Origin of the sequence: Bacillus sp. SD088 (assembly GCF_017355205.1) — a bacterium.
Classification (GTDB): Bacteria; Bacillota; Bacilli; order Bacillales; family Bacillaceae_C; genus Lederbergia.
The window spans coordinates 25,249-41,037 of record NZ_JADIJK010000030.1; the positions used below are offsets into that span (position 1 = coordinate 25,249).

The window sequence follows — 15,789 nt, forward strand, 5'->3', positions numbered from 1 at the left end:
TAACCCTCCTAATCCTCAGCCAGCCATGTTCGCAAAAGCTTTGCAAATTCATCAGGTTTTTCCTTAGCTAATTTTTCTAATTGTTTTCTTCTCATTGAACCTTCAGACGCTATTTCTTCTGGAATATCTGGTATTTCAACTTGAGATTCTGGCGATTCCTCTAACCATTCCTCTTCTTCCTCTATTTCTTCATCTTTCTTACGAGATCTTAGTAAAAATACAAGTAAAATTGCAATGATGACTAATAACAAACCACCAGCCACATAAACCCACCACGGAATCATATTTCCCGGCTCTTCCATTTCAACTTTTCCATTAAATGGTTGTACAGATACATTGATCTTACTTGCAATTTCGTCATCTGAAAGATCTGTTCCAGCGTCTTTATCAATAGAGGTTTTCACGATTGTTGACAGCAACTCTTGAATATCCTGTCTACGATCTTCAGGAAATGTGTTGACATTTTGCGGATCTGGCGGTTCAACCATGACTTGGATCCCAAGGTCGCGAACCTTATAGGGGCTTTCAACGATTTCTTTACGAATCCGATTAATTTCGTTATTAATGGTTTCTTCTGTTTTTTCATAGTCCCCATTACCGCCTGCATCTTCTAAGTATTCAGTCCCACCTGCATCTTCGGCATCAGCTGTTGGCGGAACTCCACCAGCTTGCTCGCCATTTCCTGTATATGCTTCCGTTATTTTGTGAGCACTAATCGCTATACCTTCCATATTTTCTTCATCAACGGGTGTAACTAAATTTTCTTCGCGATTTTCCTGAGTAAAGTCAATATCAGCAGTGACAGATGTGACAACTTTATCAAAACCCATCAGAGTTCCTAACATATTTTGCACTTGTCTTTGAATATCACGTTCAACCTGTTTTTTTACTTGCATTTGTTGCGTCACACCATTTTCAGCATATTGATCCTGATTTAAGTCAAAATATTCAAGATACTGATTGCGGATTACGACGTTTTCTACAGGTAAATTAGGGATCGTTTTGGATACGAGGTGATAAAGTGATTTAATCTGTTTCTCATTAAATTCATAACCCGGTACTGTTTGTAAAACAATGGATGCAGAAGCTTCTTCAGTAGAATCATTGAGAAATACTCCTTTATTCGGTAAATTAATCATGACCTTTGCTTGATCAATTCCCTCAATAGTTTTCATAAGCTCTGCTAATTCTGTTTGCATCGCACTAAGTTTTAAAACATTAAACTCATTATCTGTCATACCAAAACCAGCATTTTCACCGAAGAACGAATAATCTATTTGTCCAGATTTAGGTATTCCCTCTGAAGCTAGCTCAACCATAAGTGATTCAGCCTGATCTTCTGGCACTTTAATCGTAGAGCCGCCACTGGCAATTTCTGACTTGATTCCTTTTTCGTCAAGACTCTCTTTAATGGATCCAGTTTCATTCGGAGTCAAGTTTGTATACAATGGAACGAATGTAGTTTTTGTTGAAAAATAAATAATAATAAAAATAATAAATAGAAATGCAAAAAGAGATCCACTGATCATAAATCGTTGTGTTTTTGTTCTATTAATCCAATATTCTTTTAAACGATCAAATTGCTTGTTTACTGTCTCTTTCATTTATAAGCCCCTTACTAAATCCTGCAAAATGATTATCTTATTAAGAAAAGCGCAAGCGCCCGTTTAGCGACGTACAAACTTTTTAGGGGCCTGACGAGATAAAGGAAACACAGTGAGCCTGATAAGGCGAGCTGATGTTGACTTATCGTAGGAAGGCACCGAAAGTTTGCTAGTCGCTGGGCGCTGGAGCTAGATCAAAACACTAGCCAAAATTTTATACTTTCTTATCTTTGAACAAAAGCGCTAGCGCCTTGATCTAGGAAGAAAGGCTAAATCCGCGCCGTCCTGGCGCAACGCCTTTCTGACCAACATTCTGTTGCCCTTCGACAAGCAAATATTCTGAGCCAAAGTGAAAGGAGCTTTTTACCTTTCATTGTCTCAGATTATGTATGAAGCATAATATTAACAAAAGCACTCCTTACGAGAATGAGATTTCATTGAGCCTTTAATCAGACCTGCATTCTCATCATCTCTTGGTAAGCTTCAACCGCTTTATTTCTAATTTCCAAAGCTGTTTGCATTGTAATAGATGCTTTCTGTGCCGTAATCATTACATCATGTAATTCTATATTCTGCCCGTATACTAGTTTTTGGGTTGCTTCAGCAGATTGAATTTGGGCATTATTTACCTCGTCCATCGCATTTTTGAGATAAGTTCCAAAATTGTTTTCTGTCCCTTGAGACAATGATTGATTTTGACTATGTTCAGGCAGTGTTAAACCTTTTACTACATTATTGTTAATCAACACTGTAAGATTCCTCCTTACGAATTACTTGCCAATTTGCAAAGCTTTTAGATACATCGATTTACTAGCATCAAACACAGTCACATTCGCTTCATAGGAGCGTGTAGCACTAATCAAATCAACCATTTCCTTCAATGGATCAACATTTGGAAGCTGCACATAACCATCTTGATTGGCATCAGGGTGATCAGGATTATATTCTAGGCGATAAGGAGCATCATCCTCTATAATTCTGGTTGCTTTTACGCCGTTTAGTTGTTGATTCTGTTGTCCTACTGCATTATTCAAATAAGAACTAAATGATGAAGTTTGCGGCTGCATCACAACCATTTTTCGTGTATAAGGTCTCCATTCACCGTTTATGTATTGGCCACGTGTTGTATCGATATTTGCCATATTAGAAGAAATTGTATCCATTCTCAGGCGCTGGGTAGTAAGCGCTGAAGATGTTATGCCCATATTTTGAAACACTGTCATATTACTTCCCTCCCCTTAGAACATTTGTCAGCATGGAAAAGTTCCCATTTAATCTTTCAATAAGAGTTTGGTAGTATAGTTGGTTTTCGGCCATATCGGCCATTTCTTGATCAAGATCAACATTATTTCCATTACTATGATATTGATAATTCCGTTTTGTGTAGATAGATGGCGTCTGCTTCGCTTGATCAAACGGAAGATGACGGGAGTTTGTACGTCTTAGTTCCAGTTTTGTATTTTCTAAAACATCCCCAAAACTCACATTTTTCGACTTATAGTTTGGAACATCTGCGTTGGCAATATTGTTAGCTATTACTTTTTGCTTAAGAGCCGAATGGCCTAAACCTCTTTCTAACGAGGTAATAGTGCTGGAAAATAATTCCATTACTGTCACCACTTTCTAAATTAATCTATATTTCGACATGTTTCTATTTCTTATTGTATTACTATTGTCATACCACGTCCATATCTGTTTAGATAATTATATGTCTTTTTTTAAAATTTAATGACAAAATAGTACTTACGACTCACAAAAAAATAGAATGCTTTGTCGATACACAGAATTCGCATATTAATCAACAATCTTTTAAGGTTAAAAAAGGCCTACTTGGTATGTTAAATATACATGAGTTTAGTAATAAAAATGACAAACAAAACAAGAAGCTGCCATTTCCAGAAATGGCAGCTTCTTGTCAATTCTTATATTAGTTTGTGGCTAATGTTCTAATTTTGCGTTTCATCGTCTCGAGAAGCTCACAGACTTTAGTTGCGACGTACAGGATGTACTAGTGCAGACGAAGCGCTAGGATAGCGTGTTTTAGCCATTCATTCCTTATTAAAAGTTTGTACGTCGCTAAACGGGCGCTTGCGCTTTTGTTCTTGTTAAGGAAACTATAAAATTCTTGGCCTGTGGATAACTGTTTACGTTGCGGCTTGACATCCAGCTCCAGCGCCCAGCGACTAGCAAACTTTCGGTTTCTTCCTACGATAAGTCAACATCCATTCGCTTTCCAAGCTCATGGTGTTTCCTTTATCTCGTCAGAACCCTAAAAAGTTTGTACGTCGCTAAACGGGCGCTTGCGCTTTTGTTCTTAATTGGATTTGAGTTGTTCAAGTTCTTTTAGGAACTTCGAATTCAATACTTTGATATAAGTTCCTTTCATTCCTAAAGATCTTGATTCAATTACTCCGGCACTTTCAAGTTTTCTCAAAGCATTAACGATGACAGAACGAGTAATTCCCACACGATCTGCGATCTTAGAAGCAACTAATAGACCCTCGTTTCCATTCAGTTCTTCAAAGATATGTTCAATTGCTTCTAATTCACTATACGATAATGAACCAATCGCCATTTGGACAACCGCTTTACTTCTTGCCTCTTCTTCAATCTCTTCTGCTTTTTCGCGAAGAATCTCCATTCCTACAACTGTAGCACCATACTCAGCCAATAATAGATCGTCATCATTAAATTCAGTCTCTAAGCGAGCAAGAATTAATGTGCCAAGACGCTCTCCACCACCAATAATTGGGACAATCGTCGTAAGGCCTTCCGCGAACAAATCTTTATTTTCAACAGGAAAGGCTGTGTAATCACTACTCATTCCAAGATTAGAAGACGTTTCGGAAACGCGAAGTAAGTTATTCGTATATTCTTCCGGAAACTGACGATCTGCAAGTATTTTTTTCATTCTATCGTTTTCAATTTGCATATTAATGGCAAAACCGAGCAATTTGCCCCTTCTGCTTAATACAAAAATATTTGCTTGAATCACTTCACTTAAAGTTTCAGACATCTCTTTAAAATTTACTGGTTTCCCTGCAGCCTTTTGGAGCATTGCGTTAATTGTTCTTGTTTTTGATAATAAATCCATTGTTTGTTCCTCCTAATTACGATCCATATTCTAAATTTTTCTTCGTTGTAATATTTTGTTTTATATAAATGTTAAGCTATTTACAAAAAATAAAGAGATGCTCATTTGAAGTAAAACATTACTTAAAGTATAAATTGGCTCAGATCTTTGTTTTGTGAAATAGCAGCTAACTTATCATCTACATAATTTTTCGTGATTTTTACCTTATCTAACGTTACTTCAGGTGCTTCAAAAGAAAGATCTTCTAAAAGTTTTTCTAAGATCGTTTGTAATCTCCTAGCACCGATGTTATCCGTTTCCTGATTTACGTTAAAGGCAATTTCAGCTAGTCGGTATACAGCATCGTCCGTAAATTCAATTTGTATACCTTCTGTTTCCAATAAAGCAATATATTGTTTGACAATGGCATTGTCTGGCTCTGTAAGTATGCTAACAAAGTCTTGTATCGATAATTTCTCTAGTTCAACTCTAATCGGAAATCTCCCTTGTAATTCTGGAATAAGATCCGATGGTTTGGAGATATGAAAAGCTCCAGCTCCAATAAACAGGATATGATCTGTCTTGATAGGACCGTATTTCGTGACAATCGTTGATCCTTCCACAATCGGGAGAATATCCCTTTGCACTCCTTCTCTGGAGACATCTGCAGATGCTGAACCACTGTTTTTACTAGCGACTTTGTCTATTTCATCAATAAAAATGATCCCAGTTTGTTCAGCTCGATAAATGGCCGTCTGTGTGACATCATCCATATCAATTAATTTTTGAGCTTCATCATTTGTTAAAATAATTCTTGCTTCTCTGACTGGTAGCTTTCGCTTTTTCTTTTTCTTAGGCATTAGGTTTCCAAGTGCATCTTGCATAGACATCCCCATTTGTTCCATTCCCGATCCTTGCAGCATGTCAAACATGGATGGTTGTTGTTCTTCCACTTCTACTTGAACAAGATAATCTTCTAATTCACCTAATGCTAATTTTTTAGCAATAGCATCCCGTTTTTCTTTTGTACTCATCTCTTCCTGAGTATCCGTTGTTTCATCTGCTTCATCACTTTGATTGCCAAATATCATTTCAAATGGATTTTTAAAATTCTCTGTCTTCTTTTTACTTGGCACAAGTAACTCGACAAGGCGTTGATTTGCTAATCTTTCCGCTTGGCCCTTTACTTCATTCATTTTTTCTTCTTTCACAACGCGAATGGAGGTTTCCATTAGGTCCCGAACCATAGATTCCACATCACGGCCAACATAACCGACTTCCGTAAATTTTGTTGCCTCTACCTTTATGAAAGGAGCCCCAACTAATTTCGCCAATCTTCGTGCAATTTCCGTCTTCCCAACACCTGTAGGCCCAATCATCAAAATATTTTTAGGGATAATCTCATCTTTCATATCATCATTTAATTTTTCACGACGAAATCGATTACGAAGTGCTACAGCTACAGCCCTTTTTGCCTCTTTTTGTCCAATAATATATTGATCGAGCTTTTCAACAATCTGCCGTGGAGTCATGTTTAAGCCTTTCATTTCTGTTTCCAAACAATCTCCTCCTTCATAGCCACCATCATTATAACTCTTCGACAATAATATTTCGATTTGTATAAACACAAATGTCTGCTGCAATTTCTAGAGACGCTCGTGCAATTTCTTTAGCCGATAAAGCTTCCGAAGCATAGTTCTTAAGGGCGCGACCAGCTGATAAAGCATAATTTCCACCAGAACCTATAGCTAAGATACCATCATCCGGCTCAATCACTTCTCCAGTCCCAGAAACAAGTAATAAATTATGCTTATCCATGACAATCAGCATTGCTTCAAGCTTTCTTAATACTTTATCACTGCGCCATTCTTTAGCTAATTCCACGGCTGCTCTTTGTAGATTTCCGTTATACTCTTGCAGTTTACTTTCGAATTTTTCAAACAATGTAAAAGCGTCTGCAACTGAACCTGCAAAACCAGCTACAACACGATCATTAAAGAGCTTTCGTACTTTTTTCGCTGTATGTTTCATTACAACCGCATTTCCAAAGGTAACCTGCCCATCACCGGCCATAGCACATTCTCCGTTATGTTGAACAGCAAATATAGTTGTTGCATGAAATTCTCCCATTTTCTGGGCCTCCTTCACTCATTATGCTCGAGGATGATGATTCATATATGTTCTTCTTAAATGATCTTTGGTTACATGTGTATAAACTTGAGTCGTAGCCAATTGGGAATGTCCAAGTAATTCTTGAACCGTCCGCATATCTGCGCCATTATTAAGTAAGTGTGTAGCAAAGGTATGGCGAAGCATATGGGGGTGAATTTTCCTAGTCATTGATGCTGTTTCGATTATTTTGGATAAAATATATCTTACACCTCTTGATGTAAGTGGTCCCCCACGGGAATTGATAAATAAAAATGGATGTTCATCTTTGCTATTCATTAATTGATTTCTTACATTATGAATATAATTCTGTAAGGCTTCAGAAGCAAAATGACCAAAAGGAATATATCGTTCCTTTCCTCCTTTTCCTTTTACCAAGACTGTCTCCATATCAAAGTCAATATCTTTCAATCGAATACCTGTACATTCACTAACTCTTATTCCTGTTGCATATAACAATTCAAGAAGGGCTATATTTCTTTTCCCCAGAAGGGTTGTTTGATCGCACGCTTTAAAAAGCAAAGAAATCTCTTCTTCATAGAAAAAGCTAGGAATCCTTTTCTTTGCTTTAGGCTGCACAACATATGTGAAAGGATTCTCTGTTATAACCTTTTCTCGCATCAAAAACTTATAGAAGCTTCTTAAACAAGAGATTTTTCTTGCTGCCGACGATCTAGCTAGTTTCCTTTGATAAAGTTCTGTTACATATAAACGTGCATCCAAATATTCTACTTCTTGAACGGAATCAATCCCTTGTGATTTCATGAACAAAAAGAATTGCTCCAAATCCTTTTTATAAAATTCAATTGTGTAGGAAGAATAATTTTTTTCAATTTGCAAGTATTCAATAAAAGAAAAAAACAACTCGTCTAAAGTTTCTTTCATCCCCTCACCTCATAAGGCTATTAAATAGTATCATAATTTATTTGCCATAGCAATAAATGTTACATATTTTTCACAAAGTTTTGAATTATTGTATTCAAAAGTCATTCCAAAGATTTACTCTTATTTATTTTACCTTATTCACGCTTGTATTAAAAATTTAGCGACTTAAAAAACTATTCCAATTGAATGCATGGAATAGCTTTACATACTTATAATTTGCTTACAATCGAAAATGCAGGGCAGGACGTGTTCATTCTTTTTGTCCAGCTCCAGCGCCTAGCGGCTAGCAAGTTTACTGCTTCCTCCTACGATAAGTCAACATCGGCTCATGCTTCGCCGTGTTTCCTTTATCTCGTCAGAAGCCTTTAAATTTGTACGCCGCTGAGCAGGCGTCTCCGCTTTTCTTTGTCTAGCTCCGGCTCCTAGCTGCGTATAAACTTTCGGTGCCTTCCTACGATAAGTCAACATCGGTTCGTCCTTCGTCCTCACCGTGTTTCCTTTATCTCGTCAGGCCCCTAGAAAGTTTATACGCAGCTGGACAATCGCCTGTGCTTTTCTTTATTGCACGGGTTTTTCTTTGTAGTCACAATCTTTACATTGTACTTGAATGCCTTTTTTGATTTTCTTTTCTACGAGTACGCCATTGCATTTTGGGCAGGGACGCGCTAAAGGTTTATCCCAGGAAACAAAGTCGCATTTTGGATAACGGTCACAACCATAGAACAAACGCTTTTTCTTGCTTTTTCTTTCAATTATATTTCCTTCTTTACATTTAGGGCACTGGACACCGATTTGTTTAACAATTGGTTTCGTGTTTCGACAGTCAGGAAAATTACTACATGCCATAAACTTGCCATAACGGCCCATTTTAATAACCATTGGATTCCCACATTTTTCACAATCTTCTCCTGCAGGTTCATCCTTTACCTCTATTTCCTCCATTTCTTCTTCTGCTTTTTCGAGATCCTTTTCAAAGTCTTGATAAAATTCATCTATAATCGCAACCCATTTTACTTTTCCTTCTTCGATTTCATCCAACTCGGATTCCATTTTCGCTGTAAAAGCAACATTGATGATTTCCGGGAAAAATTCCATCATGAGTTCATGGACCAGTTCACCTAATTCAGTGGGTACAAATCTTTTATTATCTAGTGCTACATATCCACGTCTTTGGATGGTATCTAAAGTTGGCGCATAAGTAGAAGGACGGCCAATCCCTAGTTCTTCCATCGTTTTTACAAGTCTTGCCTCGGTATAGCGGGGAGGTGGTTGTGTAAAATGCTGCTTGGGCAACAATTTCTCCGCCATCACTTTATCTCCCTCTTGAAGATCTGGAAGCATATTTTCTTTTTCTTCTTGCTGATCATCCGTACCTTCCACATATACTTTCATAAATCCTGGAAACTTCACCTTTGAGCCATTTGCGCGAAAAATTACAGAACCGTTCAACATATTAACCGTCATCGTATCCATAATCGCCGATGCCATTTGACTAGCAACAAATCTTTCCCAAATTAACTTATATAGTCGTAATTGATCTCTGGATAAATAAGTCTTCACTGAGCTTGGCTGTCTGTAAACACTTGTTGGACGAACCGCTTCGTGAGCATCTTGGGTATTTCCTTTCTTGGCAGCTTTGGATTGTCCTGCCTTGTTGAATTCTTTACCATATTGAGTCGTAATATACTCAGCTGCTTCCTTCTGCGCAACTTCAGAAATTCTCGTCGAGTCTGTCCTCATATAAGTAATTAATCCAACTGTTCCTTCTTTCCCAATTTCAATTCCTTCATAGAGTTGTTGAGCAAGCATCATTGTCTTTTTCGCTCTAAAGTTTAATTTCCGAGCTGCTTCCTGTTGTAAAGAAGAAGTAGTAAAAGGTAATGCTGGATGCCTTTTCCTTTCTTTTTTCACAACAGAATCGACTAGAAATTCTTTTCCCTTTAACAATTTCATAATGTCGTCTACATCTTCTTTGGAGCTTAATTTCTTTTTCTTACCATTCAGGCCAAAATAATCTGCTTGAAAGGCCTTTTTCCCTTTTTTAAAATCGCCAGTAATCGACCAGTATTCCTCTGGAGTAAATTGCTTTATTTCATTTTCCCGATCAATTATAATTCTTACCGCTACAGATTGTACTCTCCCAGCACTTAATCCCTTTTTGACCTTTTTCCAAAGAAGAGGACTTATATTGTAGCCTACCAATCTGTCTAAAATTCGTCTTGCCTGTTGAGAGTCGACAAGATCCATATTAATGGCCCGTGGATGCTTAAAGGAGTCCTTGATGGCATCCTTAGTAATTTCATTAAAAACAACTCGGCAATCTGATTGAATATCGACCCCTAAACTATTTGCTAAATGCCAAGCAATTGCCTCCCCTTCACGATCCGGGTCAGCCGCTAAATAAACTTTTTTTGCCTTTTTCGCAGCTGTTTTTAATTCTTTTAAGATCGGGCCTTTCCCTCTTATGGTGATATATTTAGGTTGAAATTGATTTTCAACATCGATTCCCGTCTGACTTTTCGGCAAATCGATTACATGTCCCATAGAGGCTTTTACTTTATATTTTTTTCCTAAATATCGTTCAATGGTTTTCGCCTTTGCTGGCGATTCCACTATCACTAGATAATCAGACATAAAAAAATCCTCCCTAAAGCTCTAATAACCATAAACATCTTTTTCTATCCTAGTGCAAGCGTCTGTATGACCATACCTCAAAACGTTGAAGTCTGAGTGAAGGGAAACGGACACTAACATCTCAATAAATCTCACTAATCATCAGTGAAGGGTGAAGCTCCCTCTGATGGTAGTCTCATTTTATTTTGCTTCATCGTTAGGTATATTTGTTAGCACGTTAAATCAGAGTAAATACTATATGGCTCCCTACAATTTGTCAATCATAAGCACGTAAGCACTAACTTACATGGCACTTCTCTTTAATTAGAAAAAAAGAATTCTCTAAATGAGGTTGTTCAAAAAGCCCAACTAAAATGACACATCGAATTTCTGCGTTGGCTTGCTTTTCCTGTACTCACGTATGTAAAAGCATACGCTCCGTTCCTCAAAGCCGCGCCGCCTTGAACTCCTTGGTCCTTTTCATCGGACTTTTTGAACACGTACTAAATGAGAAGTTTTTTTATTTATAACTTGTTTGTGAAGGAAAGTCAATTTTTGAAATATAATTCTTCAAAAATATCTTCACTTGAGCTAACGAGCTTAGCACCCTGTTGAATAAGATGATTGGTGCCTTCGGATAGCTTATGATGAATCGGTCCAGGAAATGCAAAAACCTCTCTTCCTGCATCTAACGCCATGTCAGCGGTAATTAATGAACCACTTCGTTTTTTAGCCTGAATAACAAGTGTTCCGACAGATAAACCAGCAATAATTCGATTTCTCATTGGAAAATGCCATTTTTCAGGTTTTCTTATAGGTGGGTATTCCGAGATGATTAGATGTTCTTTTGTCATGAAATCTGCAAGTTTTCTATTTTCACGAGGATATACATGAAAAAGCCCACCACCTAAGACACCAATCGTCTTGCCTCCATATTCAATTGCTTGTTTATGGGCGATTGTATCCGCCCCCTTAGCCAATCCGCTAACAATCGTCAATTTCTCACGAATTAAATCTGGCATCACGGTTCGAAGCGAATTTTCAGCAAAATGATCTGAATCACGAGCTCCAACAATGGCGAATAATCTCCTCTGCATCAAATTAAGGTTTCCTTGAGAAAATAACACCAATGGTGGATCGTGAATCTCTTTTAATAGGGAAGGATAATCAGCATCCATAATGGTCATAAAATGAATATTTCGAGATTGATAGAGTCGAGATAATTGATCAGGATTAATTGAATGGAACTCTTTTAAAAAAGGTTGTAGCTTTTGATTATTCAAACGGAAAATTTGTTGGAGTCTCGCTGGAGACATTGTATAAAGATGGGTTAAGGATGGGTCTAATTGAAGGAGTTTTCTAATGGAGTGATTACTTAGGAAGTTAGAATGGACTAAGTGAAATAATTTGTCTCTAAATATTTTAACCAACCCTTTCTATTTATTATCATACATAGATAGCCCCTCGTCTCAGCGAAAAGGGGCTATCCACACAAATCTCATTGCTATTAATGTGTTTTACATTTCTCGTATAGACCTTTGTTCTTAAGTTCTTTAATCATGGTTTCACCAATAACAGAAGGTGTTTCTGCTACTTCTATCCCACAATCATTCATCACGCGAATTTTCTCATCAGCTGTTCCTTTTCCGCCAGAAATGATGGCCCCTGCATGTCCCATTCTTTTTCCTGGAGGTGCTGTACGTCCACCAATAAATCCGACGACTGGCTTTTTCATATTTTCTTTGATCCAATGAGCAGCTTCTTCTTCCGCAGTCCCACCAATTTCACCAATCATAATAACCGCTTCTGTTTCAGGATCTTCATTAAAAGCTTTTAAAGTATCGATGAAATTTGTGCCATTCACCGGGTCGCCGCCAATACCAACAGCTGTTGATTGACCGACACCTTCTTGTGATAATTGATGAACCGCTTCATATGTTAGAGTTCCCGATCGGGAAACAACGCCTACATGACCTTTTTTATGAATATATCCAGGCATAATGCCGATTTTACATTCATCTGGAGTAATAACTCCCGGGCAGTTCGGCCCAACTAGTCTTGTTTTCTTTCCTTCCATATAACGGACAACTTTGACCATATCTAATACTGGAATATGTTCAGTAATACAGATGACGAGATCCATTTCGGCGTCAACGGCTTCTAAGATCGCATCCGCTGCAAAAGGAGCTGGAACATAAATTACAGATGCATTGGCCCCAGTCTCATTTACTGCATCTTCTACCGTATTGAAAACAGGAACTCCCTCTACCTCGGTTCCACCTTTGCCTGGGGTAACGCCACCAACAATTTTGGTTCCGTATTCAAGCATTTGTTTTGTATGGAATTGTGCTGTAGAACCAGTGATTCCTTGCACAATGACTTTTGTATTTTTATCAACAAAAACACTCATGATTTTCCCTGCCTTTCCTATTTCGAATGGTGCGCATCAACTTATTTAAATGTTTTCATAAATCGAGATTAACCAACTAGTTCAACGATTTTTTGTGCTCCATCAGCCATTGAATCAGCTGCAACAATTTCAATCCCTGATTCATTCAAAATTTTCTTTCCTAACTCGACATTTGTTCCTTCTAATCGAACAACAAGTGGAACCTCAAGCCCTACTTCCTTAGCAGCTTGTATAACTCCCGTAGCAATGACATCACATTTCATAATTCCACCGAAAATATTAACAAAGATTCCTTTTACATGTTGATCCGAAAGAATAATTTTGAAAGCCTCTGTCACTTTCTCTGCCGTTGCACCGCCCCCAACATCAAGGAAGTTAGCTGGATCGCCGCCATAATGCTTAATAATATCCATTGTAGACATTGCGAGTCCTGCTCCATTGACCATACAGCCAATATTTCCATCAAGCGCTACATAGCTAAGATCATATTTCGATGCTTCGATCTCTTTTGGATCCTCTTCATCCAAATCCCGGTATTCAAGGATATCCTTATGTTTAAATAATGCATTATCATCGAAATTAAGTTTTGCATCCAATGCCATAACATTTCCGTCGCCTGTTACAACAAGGGGATTAATTTCAGCAATCGAGCAATCATTATCAATAAATGCATTGTATAGGCTCACCATGAATTTCGCAGCTTTTCCAATTAATTCTTTTGGTATATTGATATGAAAGGCCAGTCTACGCGCTTGGAATCCTGTCAAACCAACAACTGGATCAATTGTTTCGTAGAAAATCTTATCAGGTGTATTTGCCGCAACCTCTTCGATCTCGGTACCACCTTCTTCAGATGCCATCATCACCACTCGATCTGTGGCACGATCCACTACAACTCCAACATAATATTCTTTTTTGATATCGCACCCTTCTTCAATAAGAAGACGTTTTACTTCTTTTCCTTCAGGGCCTGTCTGATGGGTTACAAGTGTTTTTCCTAATATTTCATTCGCATATGTACGAACTTCTTCTAGTCCTTTTGCTACTTTTACCCCGCCAGCTTTTCCTCTTCCACCAGCGTGAATTTGTGCTTTTACGACACAAACATCAGAGCCAAGTTCTTGTGCTGCTTCTACTGCCTCATCAATATTAAAAGCGACTTTTCCGTTAGGGACAGTCACTCCATATTTTCTGAGGATTTCTTTACCTTGATACTCATGGATATTCATTTTCCATCCTCCTGTCATACAGTAAAAAATTGAGTTGCCGTTTCTATTGTATTAAACTGGCAACTTTATGTCCACTATTTGAACGGTTACTAATGTTTATCTCGGTACGACCATCAACTCACTCTACATAGAACGAGATCGTAATCTCCATACAACTTAACAGCTAGCAACCGTTGATTACCGTTCCAAGCGGGCTTGCGATGAGTCTGTAAAACTCTTTAAGAATCATCAGCCTTTTCCTGATCTAACCGATAGACAAAAGCAAATACCTCGGCAACAGCCTGGTATAATTCTTCAGGTATTGCTTCATTTATGTTCAGTTGTCCTAATAATTCAAGTAAGGCGGGGTCTTGTTGGATAGGAATTTCATTGTCTTTAGCCTTTTCCAAAATATTCTCTGCTATTAATCCTTTTCCTTTCGCCAATACGATCGGTGCTTCATGTTTTTCCCTTTGGTAACCAAGCGCAATTGCTTCTTTTCGATTTTGTTCTTTCTGATTCTTCATACTCTAATATCAACCCCAGTATCAAAGCTTGTATGATTCGAAAATGGGTGCCTACTCATTTGCTTGTTTCGATTATCAGCTGTCTTAAAGTGAACGCCAGACAAACTATAGTTAAGCTCTTCTAAACCTGCTTGCAAAATTGGGATAAATGATTGAGCCTGTGCTTTTATTTCATGCCAATCATTGATGATAAGAACATGGACAATCCGGTTTTGAACTTGCATATTCACAATCGTCGAATTTAGATTTTCTAAATCTAAATAAAACATAATATGACAATAATCAGGATCAAATTGCCCATTATCTGTCTTTCTCCCTGTCCACTGAATTGTAAAATCTTTCAAAAGAGAACCCAGTTGAATAGGAATTTCATAAAGATGTGTCTGGATAGTATGATTGCTATTCGAGAGAAGATGCTGACCGTTCATTCTTAATAATAAATTTTCTGCAGCATCCTGAATGCTTGCATTCATCAGGACTGAATTTTCTTGTACCAGTTTTACGATTAGGGGTTTGAATAGTGTGCCGATTGTCTCTTTATTTACTTGATTATGAAATAGTTCTGCTTCATAATTCAGTCCTAGCATTGATAGAGACTGCTTCATTTTAGCTAAAAATACTTCTCTTCCAAAACTGTCAGCTCCGCCTTTTTCTAGCGATTTCACAGTCATATCCCAATCTTCCAGTAGATTTAACAAGGATTTTGCTGTTTCACTATGAGTTTCTTCAGCTAACAGCAGCTGCCTTAACTGACCAATGGAAGAAGATAATGACGTCGTTTCTTTCGTTATAGCGTACAAAGATTTAAAAATACTATCAATAACAGGTAACTGTTTTTTACTGACCATCTTTAAAACCTGCATGGCTGCCTTAGCATCATCCACAGTAGATAGGAAACGAGCTCCCTTCTGAACTTCCTCCTTCGTAAAACGAAGTTGTTCATCCATTAAAAATTCTGTGAATTTATGGTTTAGCTTTGTATCGCGAAGTCCTAGCCACTGAGGAGAAAGAGGGGATTTCATTGTATTGAAAGATTTATGTTCTTTATCAAGGACTTTTAAGGTCATTTCTCCTGATTGATAAGAAACTTGAAACCAATAACCTTTACCACTTACTAGAGGAGCTTCCAATTTCGCCATTAGCTTGTGGCTTCCCAGACGAATTTCCGCATATTGACCTGAAAAAAGCTTCCCCAATTTCCCATAGAAAATTTGTCCTGATTTAAAGGCTGCACTTTTTCCTTCACTTACATTAACCGTTTGTAAAAAGGAACGAATAATCGATTCAAATTGCATTTTTT

General features: G+C 37.7%; 14 protein-coding genes. All 14 read right to left on the reverse strand.

The annotated features are described in order from the left end of the window. Positions 1–8: 8 nt before the first annotated feature. The gene (fliF, locus tag IPU53_RS20870) at positions 9–1,604 is read right to left on the reverse strand and encodes a flagellar basal-body MS-ring/collar protein FliF (RefSeq protein WP_207452937.1); all 1,596 of its coding nucleotides are present in this window, start codon (positions 1,602–1,604) and stop codon (positions 9–11) included. Positions 1,605–2,053: 449 nt separating this feature from the next. Next, positions 2,054–2,347, reverse strand: a complete 294-nt coding sequence (fliE, locus tag IPU53_RS20875; protein WP_207452964.1) for a flagellar hook-basal body complex protein FliE — start codon at positions 2,345–2,347, stop codon at positions 2,054–2,056. Positions 2,348–2,374: 27 nt separating this feature from the next. Continuing rightward, entirely contained in the window at positions 2,375–2,827 is a 453-nt protein-coding gene (flgC, locus tag IPU53_RS20880; protein ID WP_207452938.1) for a flagellar basal body rod protein FlgC, read from the reverse strand. 1 nt (position 2,828) lies between these two features. Next, a complete protein-coding gene (flgB, locus tag IPU53_RS20885) occupies positions 2,829–3,212 on the reverse strand; it encodes a flagellar basal body rod protein FlgB (RefSeq protein ID WP_207452939.1) in 384 nt (127 codons plus the stop codon). Between the two features lie 706 nt (positions 3,213–3,918). Further along, on the reverse strand, positions 3,919–4,698 hold the full coding sequence (gene codY, locus IPU53_RS20890) for a GTP-sensing pleiotropic transcriptional regulator CodY (RefSeq protein WP_207452940.1): 780 nt from the start codon (positions 4,696–4,698) through the stop codon (positions 3,919–3,921). A 122-nt stretch (positions 4,699–4,820) separates the two neighbouring features. Then, positions 4,821–6,224: an HslU--HslV peptidase ATPase subunit gene (gene hslU / locus IPU53_RS20895; RefSeq protein ID WP_207452965.1), complete on the reverse strand. Its 1,404-nt coding sequence runs from the start codon at positions 6,222–6,224 to the stop codon at positions 4,821–4,823. Positions 6,225–6,264: 40 nt separating this feature from the next. Then, entirely contained in the window at positions 6,265–6,807 is a 543-nt protein-coding gene (gene hslV, locus IPU53_RS20900) for an ATP-dependent protease subunit HslV (RefSeq protein ID WP_207452941.1), read from the reverse strand. Between the two features lie 21 nt (positions 6,808–6,828). Further along, entirely contained in the window at positions 6,829–7,731 is a 903-nt protein-coding gene (gene xerC / locus IPU53_RS20905) for a tyrosine recombinase XerC (RefSeq protein WP_207452942.1), read from the reverse strand. A gap of 558 nt (positions 7,732–8,289) precedes the next feature. After that, on the reverse strand, positions 8,290–10,365 hold the full coding sequence (topA, locus tag IPU53_RS20910) for a type I DNA topoisomerase (protein WP_207452943.1): 2,076 nt from the start codon (positions 10,363–10,365) through the stop codon (positions 8,290–8,292). 527 nt (positions 10,366–10,892) lie between these two features. After that, complete coding sequence (dprA, locus tag IPU53_RS20915) at positions 10,893–11,627, reverse strand: DNA-processing protein DprA (protein WP_242698476.1); 735 nt, start codon at positions 11,625–11,627, stop codon at positions 10,893–10,895. Positions 11,628–11,851: 224 nt separating this feature from the next. Further along, positions 11,852–12,754, reverse strand: a complete 903-nt coding sequence (gene sucD, locus IPU53_RS20920; protein ID WP_207452945.1) for a succinate--CoA ligase subunit alpha — start codon at positions 12,752–12,754, stop codon at positions 11,852–11,854. A 68-nt stretch (positions 12,755–12,822) separates the two neighbouring features. Further along, positions 12,823–13,983 carry an ADP-forming succinate--CoA ligase subunit beta gene (gene sucC, locus IPU53_RS20925; protein WP_207452946.1) on the reverse strand — a complete coding sequence of 387 codons (1,161 nt, stop codon included), beginning with the start codon at positions 13,981–13,983 and terminating at the stop codon, positions 12,823–12,825. Positions 13,984–14,201: 218 nt separating this feature from the next. After that, positions 14,202–14,489 (reverse strand): EscU/YscU/HrcU family type III secretion system export apparatus switch protein, encoded by a 288-nt coding sequence (locus IPU53_RS20930; protein WP_207452947.1) that lies wholly within the window; start codon positions 14,487–14,489, stop codon positions 14,202–14,204. Continuing rightward, a complete protein-coding gene (locus IPU53_RS20935; protein ID WP_207452948.1) occupies positions 14,486–15,784 on the reverse strand; it encodes a hypothetical protein in 1,299 nt (432 codons plus the stop codon). Before IPU53_RS20935 ends, IPU53_RS20930 begins: the two co-directional genes overlap by 4 nt. Between the last annotated feature and the right edge of the window lie 5 nt (positions 15,785–15,789).

Coding starts and splice junctions, on each gene's coding strand:
- hslU (WP_207452965.1), bottom strand. CDS start 6,224: ATGAAAGGCTTAAACATGACTCCACGGCAGATTGTTGAAAAGCTCGAT.
- IPU53_RS20930 (WP_207452947.1), bottom strand. CDS start 14,489: ATGAAGAATCAGAAAGAACAAAATCGAAAAGAAGCAATTGCGCTTGGT.
- flgB (WP_207452939.1), bottom strand. CDS start 3,212: ATGGAATTATTTTCCAGCACTATTACCTCGTTAGAAAGAGGTTTAGGC.
- fliF (WP_207452937.1), bottom strand. CDS start 1,604: ATGAAAGAGACAGTAAACAAGCAATTTGATCGTTTAAAAGAATATTGG.
- IPU53_RS20935 (WP_207452948.1), bottom strand. CDS start 15,784: ATGCAATTTGAATCGATTATTCGTTCCTTTTTACAAACGGTTAATGTA.
- xerC (WP_207452942.1), bottom strand. CDS start 7,731: ATGAAAGAAACTTTAGACGAGTTGTTTTTTTCTTTTATTGAATACTTG.
- topA (WP_207452943.1), bottom strand. CDS start 10,365: ATGTCTGATTATCTAGTGATAGTGGAATCGCCAGCAAAGGCGAAAACC.
- sucC (WP_207452946.1), bottom strand. CDS start 13,983: ATGAATATCCATGAGTATCAAGGTAAAGAAATCCTCAGAAAATATGGA.
- codY (WP_207452940.1), bottom strand. CDS start 4,698: ATGGATTTATTATCAAAAACAAGAACAATTAACGCAATGCTCCAAAAG.
- flgC (WP_207452938.1), bottom strand. CDS start 2,827: ATGACAGTGTTTCAAAATATGGGCATAACATCTTCAGCGCTTACTACC.
- hslV (WP_207452941.1), bottom strand. CDS start 6,807: ATGGGAGAATTTCATGCAACAACTATATTTGCTGTTCAACATAACGGA.
- sucD (WP_207452945.1), bottom strand. CDS start 12,754: ATGAGTGTTTTTGTTGATAAAAATACAAAAGTCATTGTGCAAGGAATC.